This window comes from Bradyrhizobium sp. AC87j1 (assembly GCF_002936975.1).
GTDB lineage: Bacteria > Pseudomonadota > Alphaproteobacteria > Rhizobiales > Xanthobacteraceae > Bradyrhizobium > Bradyrhizobium shewense.
On the sequence record NZ_PTFE01000029.1, the window covers coordinates 18,723 to 36,424 of the forward strand.

The 17,702-nt window shown below is 61.5% G+C and carries 13 protein-coding genes and 2 pseudogenes; 6 read left to right on the forward strand and 9 right to left on the reverse strand.

Annotated features, from left to right (window positions below; translation table 11 throughout):
* Positions 1 to 217: 217 nt before the first annotated feature.
* Positions 218 to 634 (forward strand): SRPBCC family protein, encoded by a 417-nt coding sequence (locus CV770_RS17055; RefSeq protein ID WP_104463121.1) that lies wholly within the window; start codon positions 218 to 220, stop codon positions 632 to 634.
* A 1,063-nt stretch (positions 635 to 1,697) separates the two neighbouring features.
* Here the strand turns inward: CV770_RS17055 and CV770_RS17060 are convergent.
* Positions 1,698 to 2,696 (reverse strand): ABC transporter substrate-binding protein, encoded by a 999-nt coding sequence (locus CV770_RS17060; RefSeq protein ID WP_104463122.1) that lies wholly within the window; start codon positions 2,694 to 2,696, stop codon positions 1,698 to 1,700.
* Between the two features lie 451 nt (positions 2,697 to 3,147).
* Here CV770_RS17060 and CV770_RS17065 point away from each other — a divergent pair, with 451 nt between their 5' ends.
* Complete coding sequence (locus CV770_RS17065) at positions 3,148 to 4,326, forward strand: M14 family metallopeptidase (protein WP_104463123.1); 1,179 nt, start codon at positions 3,148 to 3,150, stop codon at positions 4,324 to 4,326.
* A 546-nt stretch (positions 4,327 to 4,872) separates the two neighbouring features.
* Here CV770_RS17065 and CV770_RS41635 read toward each other — a convergent pair.
* The gene (locus CV770_RS41635) at positions 4,873 to 5,250 is read right to left on the reverse strand and encodes a hypothetical protein (protein WP_129590860.1); all 378 of its coding nucleotides are present in this window, start codon (positions 5,248 to 5,250) and stop codon (positions 4,873 to 4,875) included.
* 1,102 nt (positions 5,251 to 6,352) lie between these two features.
* Here CV770_RS41635 and CV770_RS42620 point away from each other — a divergent pair.
* Together CV770_RS42620 and CV770_RS41640 are read left to right on the forward strand one after the other, a co-directional pair.
* On the forward strand, positions 6,353 to 6,523 hold the full coding sequence (locus CV770_RS42620) for a hypothetical protein (RefSeq protein WP_201759892.1): 171 nt from the start codon (positions 6,353 to 6,355) through the stop codon (positions 6,521 to 6,523).
* A gap of 139 nt (positions 6,524 to 6,662) precedes the next feature.
* Positions 6,663 to 6,875, forward strand: coding sequence for a hypothetical protein (locus CV770_RS41640; protein WP_129590862.1), 213 nt, complete (start codon positions 6,663 to 6,665; stop codon positions 6,873 to 6,875).
* A 97-nt stretch (positions 6,876 to 6,972) separates the two neighbouring features.
* Here CV770_RS41640 and CV770_RS17080 read toward each other — a convergent pair whose 3' ends face one another.
* Positions 6,973 to 7,182 carry a PRC-barrel domain-containing protein gene (locus tag CV770_RS17080; RefSeq protein ID WP_091893378.1) on the reverse strand — a complete coding sequence of 70 codons (210 nt, stop codon included), beginning with the start codon at positions 7,180 to 7,182 and terminating at the stop codon, positions 6,973 to 6,975.
* A 224-nt stretch (positions 7,183 to 7,406) separates the two neighbouring features.
* Here CV770_RS17080 and CV770_RS17090 point away from each other — a divergent pair.
* A pseudogene (locus CV770_RS17090) lies at positions 7,407 to 7,821 on the forward strand (glycosyltransferase family protein); the annotation flags it as partial.
* A 323-nt stretch (positions 7,822 to 8,144) separates the two neighbouring features.
* Here the strand turns inward: CV770_RS17090 and CV770_RS17095 are convergent.
* Positions 8,145 to 9,119 (reverse strand): ABC transporter substrate-binding protein, encoded by a 975-nt coding sequence (locus tag CV770_RS17095; RefSeq protein WP_161499998.1) that lies wholly within the window; start codon positions 9,117 to 9,119, stop codon positions 8,145 to 8,147.
* A gap of 280 nt (positions 9,120 to 9,399) precedes the next feature.
* Positions 9,400 to 9,786, reverse strand: coding sequence for a nuclear transport factor 2 family protein (locus CV770_RS17100; protein WP_104463126.1), 387 nt, complete (start codon positions 9,784 to 9,786; stop codon positions 9,400 to 9,402).
* 261 nt (positions 9,787 to 10,047) lie between these two features.
* On the opposite strand from CV770_RS17100, the gene CV770_RS17105 reads away from it, so the two are divergent.
* Entirely contained in the window at positions 10,048 to 13,461 is a 3,414-nt protein-coding gene (locus CV770_RS17105) for an AAA family ATPase (RefSeq protein ID WP_104463127.1), read from the forward strand.
* A 151-nt stretch (positions 13,462 to 13,612) separates the two neighbouring features.
* Here CV770_RS17105 and CV770_RS17110 read toward each other — a convergent pair.
* From CV770_RS17110 to CV770_RS17125, 4 genes and pseudogenes are all read right to left on the reverse strand, one after another.
* Positions 13,613 to 15,469: pseudogene (locus CV770_RS17110) on the reverse strand (caspase family protein).
* A 212-nt stretch (positions 15,470 to 15,681) separates the two neighbouring features.
* Entirely contained in the window at positions 15,682 to 16,386 is a 705-nt protein-coding gene (locus CV770_RS17115) for a hypothetical protein (protein WP_104463128.1), read from the reverse strand.
* A 258-nt stretch (positions 16,387 to 16,644) separates the two neighbouring features.
* Entirely contained in the window at positions 16,645 to 16,794 is a 150-nt protein-coding gene (locus tag CV770_RS17120) for a hypothetical protein (protein WP_007591825.1), read from the reverse strand.
* A gap of 70 nt (positions 16,795 to 16,864) precedes the next feature.
* A complete protein-coding gene (locus CV770_RS17125) occupies positions 16,865 to 17,686 on the reverse strand; it encodes a tetratricopeptide repeat protein (RefSeq protein WP_201759893.1) in 822 nt (273 codons plus the stop codon).
* Positions 17,687 to 17,702 lie beyond the last annotated feature (16 nt).

Consider the following 17,702-nt stretch of genomic DNA (forward strand, 5'->3'; position numbering starts at 1 on the left):
GTGGCCTTAAGTTTGATCGCGGTCGCTGGCGGATGGTCCAAAGGCGTTCTGATGATACCCTTTCGCATTTTGTATGCATTTGCGGCGCGACCATGTCGGCATGGGCTGGTCTCGATCGTCCTCCGGTGGACACTGCTCGGAAGTGCCGTGTATGGACCCGTGCACGTGAAGTGATGTCATCACCTCGAGCCTTCAAAGTGAAACTGGAGCAATGCCCATGAGGATCGCCGTCGAGACCAACGTAGCAGCCCCTGTCGATCAGGTCTGGCGTGCCTATACGACGCCTGCCCACATCGTGAAGTGGAACGCCGCGTCCGACGACTGGCATACGACCAAGGCTACGGTCGACCTGCGTGATGGCGGCGCCTTCTCGTCGCGCATGGAGGCCAAGGACGGCAGCATGGGTTTCGACTTCGCCGGCACTTACACCAAGATCGTTGAACACGAGCGGATCGAATACGCGTTCGGCGATCGAAAGGCCGAAGTTGAATTCGTGCCCGGCCCAAAGGGCGTTGTCGTCCGCGTCGTCTTCGACAGCGAACCGACGCACTCGGTCGAGCAGCAGCAAGGCGGTTGGCAGGCGATCCTCGACAGTTTCGCGCGGTATGTGGAGGCAAAACAAAATAAGTCGTGACGTCGTGTGTAGGCAGGATGGAAATCCTGACAGGCGCGGATTTCCGCGGAGTAGCTGACGGAAATTGAATAGTCCGCTTGGGGTCGCGTGCTGACATCCGACAGGCGGCGACCGAGGTCTGCCACGGGCCAACGCGCGGACATTCGGCACGCTTCCCAATCGCTCGAAAACGCGGTCATATGGCGTCCGGGGGCACTTGGCGTATTGGCGCCAGGGTGTCCGCTTCCTTGGGAAGCGGACATCGCCGCGCTCAGGGCTGAGGTCGGCCAAGGGCCAGAAGCGGAAATGCGCTTTCTCTTTTTAGACCAACCAGCGCAGCTGTTTAAACTTGCTCAGATCAATTCATCAGAGAATAACGGTTAGCCTAGTTGCAAACACAGCAGCCGTAGCCTGCGTGCGGTCATAATCCTGAATGATTTCTACCGAGGTACCCATCTTTGCGGGCAACCTTAAAGATAGAACGCCGCTTTGCAGAGCGCACTGACGCCACATGCGCCCGGCCCAGCGGATGTGATGGGCAGCACATATTTCAGACGTACGGCACGGCATTGTCTCTGTGCGATTACCCAGGCACAAGGAAATATGCCATGACCGTCTCCCGCGCTGCTCACTTAGCTTTCGCCGCAATAGTCGGAATCAGTTCGTTCGTTGCTTCAATCCAGACATCTCACGCTGGCGGTCTCGGACTCGATTGGCTCTCGAACAAGCCTTACGTGGAGTGTCTCAAGCAGGCACGGATGCTCGCTGATGTGAGCAGCATCATGAAAGGACCGGCGTACCGAGAGGCGAGCTATGAGCGAGGCCGTCACCAGTGCAATCGCCAGTACTACGGTCACCAATAGGCCTGCAGCTACCAGTCGAGGGACGATCTGCCAGGTCCACCGGATCGTCCTCTCACAGGTATGTGTCTTTGTGCCGGTATGTGGAAGTGTCCAATCCGTTGGATGTCTGAGACGGGTCAATCGCGTCGGTTCTGCGCGATCAAACCCGCGTCCGGCTTACCCCTCGTTGCCGACATCAAGGCACCTCCACCGCGTTTGTCGCTTCGGGCCAATAGGCGACTTTATTCGATCACCTCGTCGGCGCGGGCGAGCAATGCCGGAGGAATCGTGAGACCTATTGCCTTTGCGGCCCTCAGGTTAATCACAAACTCGTATCGCGTCCCTTGGACATACGGCATCTCGCTTGGTCTGCTACCGCGCAATACCTCAGCCACCTGCGCAATAGCGACCAGAATGGCGTGCTTTAGGTCCATGGAATAAGACATCAATCCTCCGGCTTCCGCCTGCTCTCGAAGGACAAACATCGTCGGGAGACCGATTTGCTGGGCGAGTTTAACGAGAAGAAAGCGATGAGCGTAGGCGTTAGTAATGTTTGCAATCACAAGTCCATCGGCTTGGTCCCGCCGGATGGCTTGAAAAGCGTCGCTGTATGCCTGTTCATTGACCGGAGTGGACACGGGCGCAATCGCTAACGCAATACCGAGCCTTTGAGCTGCCTCCCGCGTCGCCTTGCCGCCCTCAGCCTCCCAACCCGCTTGCGTTGAGACGAAAAGCACGTTGCGAGCCTTTGGGATGACTTCGGCAAGCAGTTCAAGACGCTTACCCCAAAGTTCAACGCCAGCATCAACGCTAACCCCCGTAACGTTTGCGCCCGGACGCGACAGGCTGGATACCACTCCAAATCGAATCGGATCGCCAGTGATGGCAACGATGGGAATTGTGCTAGTCGCCGCTTTCAATGCGAGTGTGATAGACGTACCCAAAGCAAAGATCACGTCTGGATGCGCGCTGACGATTTTGGCTACGAGGTCGCCATATTCCCCTGTCCCGTCAGCCGAAAACCGGTCGATGATCAAATTCTGACCTTCGATATAACCAAGACGCTGGAGTTCCCGAAGACCCAACGTGTAACCCGAGTCGCCTCCAATCCGCATGTCGGCAACCTTTAGCGCCGGGTCAGCTAGTGCGAGCCGCTTCATCTTTGCTGGCTGCTGCGCCCGAACAGCGATTGGAGACACGGCCACGCCGCCGATTAGCCCAATGAACGAGCGCCGTCTCATGCCCGCCTCCCAGGATCAGGATGCGGAAAGTGTATCTGTCCAAGCCCAATGCTTGGAAGGTGTTGTCGGCGGTCGAAGGATGTATATTTGGGTGGGGTCCAATGTCCGCTTTGGGTCAAACTGCGAACAACTCAGGTTGAGCAAATCTGGTCCGCTCGGCAGCGGTGAGCGGACCTCCGTCAGACGCGGCGCTACTTCGGTGAAGGCCAAAAGCGGAAATCGGCCGCATCCTCACCTATGTCCGCTATGGGCCATCCGCGTCGCCTTGGCGATGTCCACGGCACGCCCGGTTTGCCCACGTTAGCGACCATCGAGCGGACACGCTGGCAGGCGCGAGTCGGGCCGATACCGAGCTACAGCGAGCCCGTCGTTCGACAAACCCATAGAGCCGCCCCAGAATGCTCGTTGCGCGCCGCAAGGGCGGTCCGCCAGCATCAACTGGAGCAATGCCATGACAGATCAGCGGAGCACCGATCGTCGCGACTTCATGCGTGCAACTACCCTTGCAGCCGTGGGGGCTGCATCATCGGTCATGTCTTCCAATCATGCTGCGGCACAAACCGCCGCCACCAAGCTGCCGGGAGGAACGGTCTACACCGGCAGTACTGTGGACGGAAAACCGGTAGTCAGCGCGCTCGGTATTGCCGACCTCGAGGCGGGAAAGGTTCATCGGCTCTTTTTCCGCGGCGTCGAAGGTCCATCAGGCCAGCCGTGGCTTGTATCTGTCACCGTCATGCGCGGAACAAGCCCAGGCAAACGGATCACTCTCACGAGCGGCGTCCACGGCGATGAAATGAGCTCGATCTATGCGGTGCAAGCCATCATCAACGGCCTCGACCCTGCCGCCATGAGCGGCGCCGTCATGGCGATATTCGATATTTCGCGCCCGGCGATAGAAAGCATGAACCGACGCTGGCCAAATTCCGGCCGAGGCACGGACCTGGTCGATATGAACCGGGTTTGGCCTGGCGACGAGAACGCCCCGAGCGCGCCGGCGCGGCATGCGGGTCTCCTGTTCAATCACCTGATCCGTCCGAACTCGGACTACGTTCTTGATTTCCATACCGGCGCGACCGGCCTCGATGCCGCCGACTTCCACCTGGCGAAAATGGACGTCCCCGAGATCAAGGCCATGGCGGAACTCTTCCCGATCTCCCAGATCTTTGACAACCCCGGCTATCCTGGGCTTCTCTCGGACGCGCTGTTCAAGGTGGGCATTCCGGCGTTCACGCCGGAGATAGGCAGTGCCCGAAAACTCGACCTGGCAATGATCCCTCGCTTCGTGGAGGGCACAATGAACGTGCTCAGGCTGCACGGCATCATCAAGAGCCCGATGGGACGCACGGGACGCGATACAAATGTCTTCGTAGCCAATGGTCTCATGCCTGTTGTTGCGACCTCGGGCGGAATTGTCGAGCATCTGACGAAGCTGACAGACAACGTCAAATCGGGCCAAAAAATTGCGATCCAGCGCAACATTTTCGGTGAGGTCGTCGCGGAATATACAAGCCCGATCGATGGTCAGATCGGCGGACTTCGCAGCGACGCCACTTCAGAGCCCGGAAATGTGCTTGCCTTCATTCTCTCCAACCGTCCGACTTCGGGCGGGGTTGAATTATACCCGGAGTAGGCGCGACCATCTGGAATTGGCCGTGGCGCGGCCGCGGTTTGTCGGATGGACTTCCATTCCACTTCGATAGGCAGCGCATCCAACGGAAACTTGGCTTCGATCGCGCCGTCGAAGATGCGACGCCTAGCATTTTCGAAGTCGAGAGTGCCGCACGTAAAGCGCTTGGCGGTCGACATTCCTGGGGCACTAACTGCAACCGGGTCTCACGATCGACGAGAAGCGTGTCGCGAATGATATGGCGACGTGGCCGCCAATCGTCGCGCGAGTTGAGGGAGACTCAAGCCAGAACAGCGTGCCCGTCATGGCTAGGACGCGTACTCATAAATTGCGTTTATTCGGCAATCGCCGACTTCGGCTGATGTCCGCTCTTTGCTGCAAGACCAGACAACAGACGGTTTAGCGGCCATGTCCGCTAAGGGTCACAAGCGGGCATCACCGTGCTGTCCGACATGAGTCCGCTTTCAGCCAGACAGCCGACACTTCGATGCTTGAGAGATAGTTCAGCTAAGGGCCACAAGCGGACGTTAGGAAGCCGCCGCCGCGCAATTACTTCGCCCGTCGGACCGGTATCAGTTCGCCAGCAGCGCCACCTGGCACCCAAGCGCCATGAAAGACAATATCGCCGTTGCCGTTGGCTTCGAGCTTGCCGGCAATGTAGTGCCGCTTCGTCAGATAGGAACGAAAGTAGGCTTCGCTTCGACGAAAGACCTGATCACAGCTGGACCCGATGGCATCAACGACAAGGATCTGTCCTTCCTGCACGCCATTGATCGCCTCGACCACGCGCACTCTGACCAGAGGCGAGGACCCCCAGCCATCATCCTCCTTCCTCGCCAAAGAGGGAGGTAGCAGCTCAATTGCTTCGACGGCCGCCACCACTGGTTCAGAGCGTGCGGCATCCGGCAACGTCCGCAGAAGCGTCATCGTGTGTTCGATACGGCAGGCCGTTGCCGTATCAGAAAGTGCTAATATTGCTATGAGCAAAAGAGCGAGAGTTCTCATTGTGCTGGCTGATTTCAAATGCTTTCTTCACCGATCAATATCATAGAGCAGTATGCGCTATTGCAAAGTCAGCTCAGGGTCAGAAGCTGCCGTCACGCAACATGCCGAGATTGGTCAGCTAAGGGCCACAAGCGGAAGCGCCTGTTGGGCTAGGGGCCATTAGTCGTTGCTTGGGCCCGACTCCGATCTGATGCACAAAGGTGCCTCACCGCCCAGGGAGTGCGCGCACCTTTCTCGCCGCGATTGGAGAGGCAGCGACCGTATTCTTCCGGGGCTCCGCATTCTTCAGCTATTAAGCGGTAGCGCTTATACGATATGCCATGTGCCGAGACGTTGATCCTCGCACCGAAGCGGACGCGGCGATGCGTAAAGCCGCAGGCTCGATATGCGCAGTTGAGCGTGCGAAATGGCTGCGCGTTGCCTTGGCATGGCTGGACCTCGCTCGTGCTGAGACTTCGCGTTCAGCCAAGATCGATCCTCCGCTGCGTAGGGACTGCGTAAGGCTGACTGCCGAATGTCCAGCTGCTGATTCGCTATCAGTTCGCCGAGACCAAGCCTGATAGCGGTGCTTGCGACCAAGATGCAGGTCTCAGGCGTGGAACCAATGTGGCAGCGTTCTCCATCGAGCTCGGCCAACCTTCCTACTAATCCTCGCCTTCTTGAAAATGCAGCGCCAAGACTTCTTCTTTGCTCGGCCATTAGTACACGGGACCGAAGATCTTCCAGTTCAGATAGTTCGGAATCAAGATGCTGGCGGAGGACCGCCACGCGATCCTACTCACTCGTGGAACGCCCTAAAATACATTAAACATCCCAGCCGCGGGCAAAATAATAGAATGCAGTACAACCTGGGCTTTTACAGCGGATTGCGGATATTGATCACAAAATTGACTATATATTATTTATTTAATATGATTTAATGTTGGAACATTAATTGTACAGGGCCCGTGTCTGAGCTTGGTGCCCAGAACGCTGGCATCTCCCTCAGCCACGAATTGACGTAATCTGCTGGGACCCGGGTCGCATGGATCGAGATCACCTTGACGCGATGTCCATTGATGAGTTGTGGGCGCTGCACACCGACCTGGGTCAGGTCCTCGCCGTCAAGCTGATCGCAGCAAAACGCGACCTTGAGGAGCGGCTTAAACAGCTCGACCAGAGAGCAGACCCGAAGGAACTGAGGATAAAACACTAATGTGCCACAGAGCCCCGGCGAGTGTTATAATTCGTGATTAATTTTAATTAACGTAATTTATTGTTGTGGCTTGCGATGTGATTTAATTTGATGTCCTTCCTGCCCCATTTTCCCTTGCGCCCGCTCGGAAGGTCCGGCCATGACTGGTCTCCATCATTTCCAAAATTCCCCGGCGTCAACTCGATCGGCCGCTTCATTTGAATGGGCCAACTTGCCCGAGGCGGGCAATCGCGGCGGTCGAGCGGATGCCGCTGTTCTTCGGCACCGCTTCGAAGCGCTCGCTGCTCAGATTGCCGAATTGGAAGCACTCCGCGAACGCGTCCTTGAGGCCGAGCAGAAGATCGCCTCTTGAGCTGAATAGCGCAGCTGCCTCCGCTCATGCGGCCGTCCGCGCCAGAGGAAACGGCTCGCGTTATGACGAGGATCAGCGCACAGAAACAGGTGGGCTGTCACTTCTGCGCCAGCTTAATCGTTGCCACGGGCCACTTTCCGGGATGGCCAGCAATGGAAAGACGCAAGCCGTGCGCTTCGTCCAAGTACAATTCCTCGACAGTCCCTGCTGTACCGTCCGTGAGCACCACCGCCTTGCCGATCAATTCTGTCTCGGCTTCGTGATATTCGCGTAGAATAGCAGAGGCGTGAGCTTTAGCCCGGGGCATCTGCGGCATCTCGTCCTGGCTATGCGAGCAAAACCGCTGAGACTGAGCTGCGTTCCTTTCTGAATGGGCGCACGAGGATGGATGGCTGATGGGAAAAAGGGGCGATGGGATGGAGATCATAACTCCCTTGCCATCGCTGGGTGGCTCCGGTTCTTCACCTTGATCCAGTGCTTCTGCCCCGACCGTCTCGGTGCGGCCGATCGCGATGCTTGGAGACCACGCTGACGAAGGGAAGGCTCCACGCGGTGTGGCCGCGTGCGCTGCGCCTGGGGCGGAGGGGGCTGATCCGAATGCCGCCTGCGCGCTGCTGATCGAGGCCATCGCCGAGCGCGCGCGCGAATTCGACCTGATCCACTCTCATGTCGACCGGTTGCCCCTGCCGGTCCTGAGCCGGACCGGAGTGCCGTTTCTGACGACCATGCATGGCCGACTCGACCTTCGGGTCTATCCGACGTGATCGTGGCTTTTCCGGAAGCTTCTTTCGTCTCCATCTCCGACAACCAGCGCCGTCCGATTCCGGACGCAAACTGGATCGCGACGGTTCCGCGCGGGCTGCCCAGGCATCTGCTTCAGCCCACCTACGAACCCGGTTCGTACCTGGCCTTTCTTGGCCCGGAGACGGATGAGTTTCGAGGACCCTCACACATTCAGCGACAACCCGGCGAGCTTCCTCGATAATTTTCCTGTCGCTTAGGTCATCCGGCCAATAGATGAAAACTGCCGCTGGCGGCATGTCCGCCTCCATGACCTTATTGATCGCCTGGCCTTAACGCCCGAAACGGAGATTAGGCGTCATTTTGCAGCGAGACAGAGACGACGCACCTACTTCCGGTATGGGTCAAAAGCTGCCCTCGGCAGTCAGCATGACCTTGGTCAGGTCATCTCTGGGAAGCGGACATCGCCGCTCTCAGGGCTGAAGTCAGCCAAGGGCCATGAACGGACTCATGCACCGCCGCAATTATCTATTCGATCACCTCGTCGGCGCCGGCGAGCAGCGTGATTGGAATGTCGAGACCGAGCGCCTTAGCGGTCTTGAGGTTGATATTCAGGGTCACGTCCGTCGTCTGCTGGACGGGAAGCTCCGCCGGACGCGCCCCTTTCAGAATGCGATCAACATAGCCTGCGGCGCGTTGCCATAGTTTGAAAAGGTTGGCCGAGCACGACATCAGTCCTCCTCTCTGAGCCGAGTCGCGTAATGGATAGATCGCCGGCATTCGCCGCTCTGCGGTGAGCGCGATCAGCCGGGGAACGAGGGGTATCAGCGATGGATCGTCGGTGACGACGAGGCCGTCGAGGCCGCTCTCTCCCAGAGCGGCGAAGCTGTTATCGATTTCCGCGAGCCGCACCGAGAGGGCAATCAACTCGAGACCGAGCCCGGGTGCCGCTCTTTGCATGAGTTCGACTTGGTTGGCAGTCGTCGGATTGTCAGGGTTCCACAACACGGCGACACGATGCACTTTCGGTGCCGCCTCCTTCAGCAGCTCCAGCCACTTGACGCCGTAATCGCCGGAGAGCTGCGACAGCCCGGTGATGTTGCCGCCTGGCCGGGCGAGGCTTGCCACAAGACCGGCTCTGACGGGATCTCCGCTCATGCAGACGATCGGCACCGTGGATGTTGCACGTTGCGCGGCCTGCGAAGCGGGTGTGCCTGGAGTCACGAGTACATCAACGTTGAGCGAGAGGAGTTCAGCGATCAGCACAGGAACGCGCTCCGGCTTGCCCTCGGCATAGCGTTCTTCGAGCAGCAGGTTGCGCCCCACTACATATCCCAGGTCCGCAAGTCCCTGACGGAATCCGGTCTGGTAGTACACGTCCGTCCCGCGAACGCCGCTCCAGACGTAGCCGACCCGCGGCACCACAGGTTGCTGCGCTTGGGCTGCGAGGGGCAAGGCTACCATCGCAGCGCCGAGAAGCGTGACAAAATCGCGGCGTTTCATTGAGCCATCTCGCGGTGCGCTATCGCTACAATATGCGCCCGCAACTTGGAAAAAGGCAGATCTCGGCGACGTGTCCCGCATGGAAGTGACATTCACGTTGGGGGCGGATTCGTTGAACGGTGAGCCTCTTGAGTAGAGGCGGCGCAGTCCCCGATGTCCGGGTTGGGTCATTCGCGTCGATGTTGCCCTTGCGTGATCAGGTTCGGTTTACCCCCGCGAACTGACCGATGGACGAATGCCGAATTTCGTCTGTATGGGTCATACTCGGACTCTTGCATCGCTAGGCTGACGAAGGGCCCTCAACAATCTTCCAATAGGAATCCTTGCGGATCACCTCGCCCGCGCGAAAGGTGTAAAAGTCACATCCTCGGACCTCGATCGTTTTTCCTTCGCGTGTAGTGCCCGTTAGTGTCCATTTTGAAATGCCCGTGTTTGCCATCGCATCCACAAAGTGTTCGACGTCCCCGTAGTGAACGTCCGGCAGGCCTTCAAAGCGCGTCGCGAGCCCGTCTCGTACTTTGCGTTTCCCCTCGAAGCGCGAGCCCCATGGCTCGGCTCCCCTCGGCATCTCCAAGACACAATCGTTAGCAAAGAAGTCCATGATGGAATCCAGGTCGTGCGCGTTGAACGCTTCGCACAGCAACGTTAATTTCGATCGAATGTCCATCCTTCCCTCCCTTCATCTCGAAGTGGATACAATAGCATAAGGACACACGCGCGAGCTGAGGGGATCGATTACACGTCTGGTCGATGTCGCCTTCGGGTCAAAAGCTGCTGTGGCGCACCATGCTGCGATTGGTCCGCTGAGGGCCAGGTGCTGCCCTTCCTCCACATTCAAATAGTGACGTTTCACCGCGCCCTCCGCCCGCCTTTTTGAGGTAGGCTGGAGCACCTAGCGCTCTGAGGACAGTGGAGCCGGGAGGAGCCCATGGATGTCGCGGCGTGGCTGCGTGGTCTGGGGCTGGGACAGTACGAGCAGTCGTTCCACGAGAACAACGTCGATGCCGAGGTCCTCGCCGACCTCACGGCCGAGGACCTGATCGGACTTGGCGTCAGCTCGATCGGCCATCGACGAAAGTTGCTCGCCGCGATCGCCGGACTGCGCGCCGGCTCAGTTCCGGCGACGACCCCTCCCACGACCGCACCCGCCGCGGCCTCCGGCAAGACCTCGCTGGCACCCGAAGCCGAGCGCCGGCAACTCACCGTGATGTTCGTCGACCTGGTCGACTCGACCGCGCTCTCGGCGCGGCTCGATCCGGAGGAAATGGCGCAAGTCCTGCGGGCCTATCACAACGGAGTGGCGGGCGCGATCGCGCGCTTTGAAGGGCACGTGGCGAAATACATGGGGGATGGTGTGCTGGCCTATTTCGGCTTTCCGCGCGCCCATGAGGACGAGGCCGAACGCGCGGTGCGGGCCGGCCTCGCCGCGGTCGCGGCGGTGCACAGCCTGGGATCGGCGCACGGCGAGACACTGGCGGCCCGTGTCGGTATCGCCACCGGCCCAGTGGTTGTCGGCGAGTTGATCGGCGAAGGCGCGGCGCGCGAGGAGACGGTCGTCGGCGACACGCCGAACCTCGCTGCGCGGCTGCAAACCCTGGCCGAGCCGGGCGCGGTCGTGATCTCCGCCCGCACCCGGGAACTGGTTGGCGGGCTGTTCGAACTCGCCGAGCTCGGCATGCAGATCTTGAAGGGATTTCCCGTTCCGGTACGGCCGTGGCGCGTGGTCGGGGAAGGCACCGCCGAGAGCCGGTTCGAGGCGTTGCATGGGGCCGTCCTGACGCCGCTTGTCGGTCGCGAGAGTGAGATCGGCCTGCTGCTCGAGCACTGGGGGCGCGCCAAGGAGGGCGAGGGTCAGGTGGTGCTGCTCGGGGGCGAGCCTGGCATCGGCAAGTCGCGGCTCGTGCGGGCGCTGCGCGGGCGACTTGAGAATGAGCCGCATACCGCCCTGGGCCACTCTTGCTCACCGCACCATCAGACCAGCCCCCTTTATCCGGTGATCGGCCTCTTGGAGCGCGCGGCGGGTTTCGCCGCGGACGATCCCGCTGCAACGAGGCTCGACAAGCTCGAGGCGCTGCTTGCGCTATCGACCGATGATGTCATTGCTGTGGTCCCGCTGCTCGCGGCATTGCTGTCGCTCGAGACGGATGCGCGCTACCCGCCGCTCGACATGAACCCGCATCGGCAGAAGGAGCGGACGCTCGAGGTGCTGGTCGATCAGGTGTTGGGCCTCGCAACGCGCCGGCCTGTCGTCGCCCTGTACGAGGACGTGCACTGGGCAGATCCGACCTCGCTCGAGCTGCTCGATCTGCTGGTCGACCGGGTGCAAGGCGCCTCCGTGCTTGTCCTCATCACCTACCGGCCCGAGTTCGAGCCGCCTTGGATGCGCTATGCCCATGTCACCGGGCTGACCCTCAGCCGGTTGAGCCGCCGGCAGGGCGCGGCCATGGTCGGGCGGCTGAGCGGCGGTAAGGCGCTGCCTCCTGCGGTGCTCGACCAGATCGTCGCCAAGACGGACGGCGTGCCTCTCTTCGTCGAGGAACTGACGCGGACCGTGCTGGAGACGAATCTGCTCCGCGATGAGGGCGATCACTACGCGCTCGCGGGGCCGCTGCCGCCCATGGCGATCCCAACCACGCTCCAGGAGTCGCTGTTGGCCCGGCTCGACCGGCTGGCCCCGGCGCGGGAGGTGGCCCAGGTCGCGGCCGCGATTGGCCGGGAATTCTCGCACGAACTGCTCGCGGTTGCGGCGGCGCTGCCGGAGAGCGATCTGCAAGCGGGGTTGGACGACCTCGTCGGCTCGGGCCTGGTGTTTCGGCGCGGAACGCCGCCTCAGGCGACCTACAGCTTCAAGCATGCGCTCGTGCAGGACGCCGCCTACGCGACACTCGTGCGCACGAAGCGGCAGCGCTTGCACGCCCGCATCGCCGCCGCGATCGAGCAACATTTTCCGGAGCCAGTGCAGGCGCAGCCCGAACTTCTCGCCCACCATTACACAGAGGCGGGGCTGGCCGAAACGGCGATCGATTATTGGCTTAGGGCGGGTCGGCGAGCAATCGCCCGCTCGGCTATGACCGAAGCGCTCACGCAGTTGCGGAATGGGTTGAACCTGCTCGCGGGACTGCCAGAGGTCGATCGCCCGCGGCGAGAACTCGACCTCCAGGTGGCGTTGGGTGTGGCGCTGATGGCAACGCAAGGCTGGGCAGCGCCGAAAGCCGGGCGGGCCAACGCCCGTGCTCGCGAGCTCTGCGAGCAACTCGGCGCCACCGCCCAGCTCTGGCCCGTGCTCTACGGTCAATGGGTATTCCACGGCGTGCGCGGCGAGCACAACGCCGCCCGAAACGTGGCAGACGAGTTTCTTCGCCGGGCGCAGGACCATCATGACACGTCCGCAGCGGTGGTTGCTCACCGCATCTGCGGGACCGGTGCATTATGGCGCGGAGAGCTGCCTGCTGCCTGCATCCATCTGGAGCGGACGCTTGCCCTCTATGACCGGGAACAACATCACTCGCTCGCCTCTCTCTACGTGCAGGATCCGCGGGTGGCGGCGCTGTCGGGACTCTCATGGACGTTGTTTGCGCTGGGCTATCCGGAGCAGGCCCAGACGCGAAGCCGCGAAGCCCTCGATGCGGCACGTGAGCTCGCCCACCTCAACACGGTGGCGTACGCCCTTTTGTTCGCGTCTTTCTTCGAGCAATATCGTCTAGCGTGGCGTGAGGCGAAGGACCGAGCAGAAGCGCTGGTTGAGCTCTCGACCGAACAGGGATTTCCGCATTTCCTCGCGCCCGCCACGGTAATCCGGGGTTGGGCTCTGACTCAGTCGGGGGAAGCGGAGACAGGGCTCACGCAGCTTCGGCAGGGCCTTCCGGGATGGCGTGCCACCGGGGCTGGTCTGTATGAGCCGTATTTCCTCGGCCTGCAGGCTGAGGCGAACGGCTATTTGGGCGCAGTGGAGGAAGGTTTGGAGATGGTTGCAAAGGCGCTGGACCGCGTGGAAGAAACCGGCGAGGGATGGTTCGAGGCCGAACTCCATCGGATCATGGGCGAGTTGATGTTGCAGTTGCCTAAGCGCGACCCAATCGCCGCGGAAGCACGGTTCGGGCACGCGGCTGCAATCGCGCGCCAACAGGGCGCCAAGCTGTGGGAGTTGCGCGCAGCGACTCGCCTTGCACGATTATGGAAAGAACAGGGTCGGCGCAGCGAGGCTCGCGACCTGCTCCGCCCGCTCTATGGCCAATTCACTGAAGGCTTTGGGACAGCGGATCTACAGACGGCCAAAGCGGTACTTCGGGAGATCACTGCCGGCTCCGAGCCGAACAACCCAACCCCAAATATCAGTAGTTGATTCTGCTTACGAGCAGGTCTCTTGGCCAAATCGCCCGGACGGGATCTCGCTGGTTTTCAGGCGTGGCGTGAAGCCGTGCGCCTCTGAATGACGGCTCAGGGCCCAAGAGCGGACCCGATCCGGACGATCGCAATGGCGGCGGCCCGGGCCGTTAGTCACACACCTCATAGTTCGAAGTGCCCCAGACCGCTCCGGTTCCTGTGTGTTGGCCGTTACCGCGAACCAGTCGGCATCCCCTTCCCACCGGACGACAGCCGGCATTGCCGCAAATCATTTGTCCCGTCGCTTGCGGTTTCGCTGGCGCGGCTTCGACCCGCTTTCTTTGGTCGTCACGTTTCTTGCTGTCTTCCCGTGAGGCAACCGGCTTCTTCTCCGGAATTTTCTCGCACTTGTTATCATCGTTAATGCGATAGCCCGTCCGGCAGGTGATCCTCACGCAGATGTCCCCGTCCGCCTTGAAGGCGCGATCGCAAACCAGCGGGCAGACGCGCCCCGTCTTGGCCTTGATCGCGTCGAGCGCCTCGAAGCTCGCGAGCTTGGCGTCGAACGTGGTGCCGGCGTATTTGTTGAAGAGCGTCAGTGAGGTTTGCGACGCCGCATTCCGATCGCCGTCCGCCGCGTGTGTCAGACAGCCGACGCGGCGGAGTTCTGACTGCACCAGCTTCGTCGTTTCCTGCGGGGACATCGGCGACGGGGTCAAAGAAGGCGCCACGGCCGCAACCTTGTGCTCGGTGCTGGCGGCGATTTGTTTCTCGCTGGCCTGCTTGGCCGCTGCCTCGGCTGCCGCCTTGTCGTTCGCGATCTTATCGGCGCGCGCCTTTTCGGCGGCCTGCTTCTCGGCGAGCGCTTTGGCAACGGCGGCCTCGGCGTCCTTTCTTCGCTGCTCGGCGGCGGCGGCTTTGGCCTCCTCGATCTGCTTGGCCCTCTCGGCGGCCAAACGGGCATCCTCAGCGGCCTTGGCGGCTGCCGCTGCCTTCTCCTGCTCGACCTCTTTGGCGCGGTCGGCGGCGAGCCGGGCCTTCTCCTCTTCTGCCTGCCGCGCGTTGTCGGCGGCCGCGGCGCGTGTTTCCTCGGCCGCAATTTTCTTGAGCTGCACCTTCGCCAGGTCGGCATAAAAACCGTTCGGGGAAGGCCCTGAGAAATGCCTCCCATGCGTCGCGGTCGCCCACCTGAAGTGCGAGCTCGTAGCCCCTGCGGATTGCATCATCAGGGCTCGCCTGCGGCGCCTGTGGCCGCCGGCTTCGCAGGCACAAGGGAAACGTCGTCACCGCCGAGCGAGCCGTAGACATAAGGCTCCTGCTTATAGCCGGTAGTCTTGAGGACGTCGTCGCGGACGAAGCCGAATGCCTTGCGCAGGTCCAACCCGGGCGTCGGCAGGCGCTCGACAAGCGCAGCGGCAAAAGGGCTGTTCTTCGAGTCGCCGTCAGAGGCTGTTGACCCGGCCTTTGCGGCAAACGCGATCATTGTGTTGGGGCTCGTGGGCTCGACTTTGGCAAGGCCGCGCCCGATGGCGCGAGCAGCGACGCTGCGCCTCATCGTCTTGGCAAACGGATTGTCGCGGCAGGCATCCAGAATGACGAGCCGCAGCTGCTTTGCGGGTTCGACGGCAAAAAGTGCGCGGTCTAGGGCCACTGTCTCGTCGAGCACATCGCCGTCAGTTTCCAGCGTGGCGTCGGTCGGGATCAGGTAGTTGTTGCCGTCCAGCTCGATGCCATGTCCGGCGCAATACACGACGGCGACCTCGGCATTGCGCGTCATATTTTGGCGTCTCGCGCAGTGACCTGCGCATGTCGGCAGCGCTCACATCGAGTTTGATATCGACACTGTCGAAGCCCGCCCTCTTTAACATGCCGCCGACCAAGGCGGCATCGTTCACCGGGTTGGCAAGCCGGGGAGCGCTTTTATAAGCCGAGTTGCCAATGACTAATGCGACGCGACGCTCGGCATGTGCCGAACCGCACCCCGCAACAATGCAAAGGAACAATAAAAAACAGCGAAATGCGCTCATCGCGGTCCCGAACCAACAAGCTCACCGTATGCAGAGACTGCCAAAAGGCAAGGGTGAACCGTGTGATGTCGGTCACGCTTTCTATGCTGCTTTGGACGCTGTCGGTTCTGACGCCCGGCACCCCGCTTCGGGTCACTTGCCGACACGCCGGGCCGACGCATGAGGGCCGCTTCACCTCAGCATCCGGACATCCGCCCTTGCGAGCAAACGTCCTAAGCCCTTCTCATCAACCTGAGCGAGGCCGCAAGGCGCAAGCTGCGCTTGCCGGCGAGTGCGATGCCTTCGAGCTCGCCGCTATCCTCGTTGCAGGTCCCGGAGAAGCCGATCCCGACCTCATAGCCGCCAAACACGGGGTTCTCGCCTTTGGCCGGCGTGTGCTCCTGGTTGAGCATCTCGCCCTTCCAGCGGCCGTCTGCCGACGAGTAAGAGCCGAGATAGTAGAAGAACGCATCGCCGCCGAGGATGCGGCCGTCGATGAGCAGCATGACGCCGGAGAGCCCCGCATCGACGCCGTCGAGCGCGCGCAGACCCATCCCGTAAAGCCCGTTGGCGATGCCGCCCGGCCCGATTGTGCCGCGTGGTGGCAGCGCCCCATCATCGAGACGCGTCAGGTTGGCCCAGAAACCGGCGCCCGGCATGGTGTCCGCGCCGCCGGCAAGACGGATCTGGTTGCCGTGCAGCCGCCCGCGCGCGCCGATCCTGGCGACGTCGGCGCCCATCAGGGGCTTATAATGGGGATCCTCGTTATGCCGTTCGGTGATCACCTCGGCGACGATCTCGCCATCGCGCTCGACATAGGTACCGAGATGCGCGAAGGCCGAATTACCGCCCAGCATCTTGCCATCGTGCAGGCACATGATGCTGCGCCCGAACGCATCGTTGACGCCGTATTCAACCTTGTAGAGACCGTCCAGCAACGCAATGAACCCGCAAAATCGGAAAAGAATCGTGGGCTACCTAGCACTGCTGCCCCAGCCAGGCCATCCGGCTTTTTCGCGCAGGGCCCTTGCGGGGCGTCTCCCCGCCACGATGCCATCATGCTCCTGTTTTGCCCGACGGGTCAAAGCGGATTTCGCAAAATCCGTCGCGCGTAATTCCGCTGCGATTTCAAGGCCCCGCCTACTGTGCATGGGGTTGTTTTCGACATTTTTGTTTTGGCGAGCCTTCATCGCGCGTCAGTGACGCTTGAAATACTGCACCTCGCGCTCGTGCTTCTCGGCGGCCGCACGGCTCCGGAAGGTCCCGAGGTTACGACGCTTGCCGGTCTTCGGATTCACCTTGCGTGAATAGAGGCGGTATTCGCCCGATGCCAGTTTGCGGATCATGATCGCGCTCCGTTGTGTCTTGAGATCAACGGCGTCCACGCGATTGAGGTTCCGTCGCGTGCGGCTCTGCTCAGAAACATAGCGTGGTGACGAGCTTGCCCTGCTTGTCCTTGATCGCATAGGGGCAGCGCAGCCGCTCCAGCGCCTTCTTGGCATCTTCGTCGCCGAGCGCGGCCGCACGCTCGTAATAGGTCTTCGCGGCGTCCTTGTCCTTTGCGCCGCCGCGGCCGCCTTCCGCGAAGGCCCCCATCCGCTCCAGCGCGCCGGGATGGTTTTGCGCCGCCGCTTTCTCGAACAGCCCACGCGCCGCGACGTCGTCCTTCGCACCGCCCGTGCCTTCGGAGAGCATCAGGCCGAGCTGATACTGCGCCTCCGCATTGGTCTCGGCAGCCTTGCCGAGCAGCGCGCGCGCCTGCGCGGGATCGGCCGGCGCGGCGCCCCCTGCACCGCCGAGCGCAGCGAGGTTGCTGACGCCGCGGGGGTTGCCTGATTGCGCCGCCTTCTCGAACAGTTTTCGCGCCTGCGCCTCGTCCTTGGCGATGCCGGAGCCGGTGCCATAGGCAACACCGAGCTCGACCATGGCTGCGCTCGATCCCTTGTCGGCGGCCTTGCGCCAGGCAGCGATGGCCTCCGCCGTCTGCCGGTTGGCTGCGTAAGCGCGGCCGAGCGCGAACATCGCGCGGCGCGAGGACGGCGCGGCCTGCTTGCAGAATCTGATCGCCGTCGCGACATCGGAAGACGCGATCTCGCTCACGCCCCTCACGTCAGCCGGCTTGTCGGGATCGCTGGGATCGGCCGCGACCCGGTCGCACAACACGAGATCGGCCGATTGCGCGCGTGCCGCCAAGTGCGCGGCAAGCACCAGGACGATGGCGAGGAGACAAGTTCGCATGGTCGTCACGTTGCGT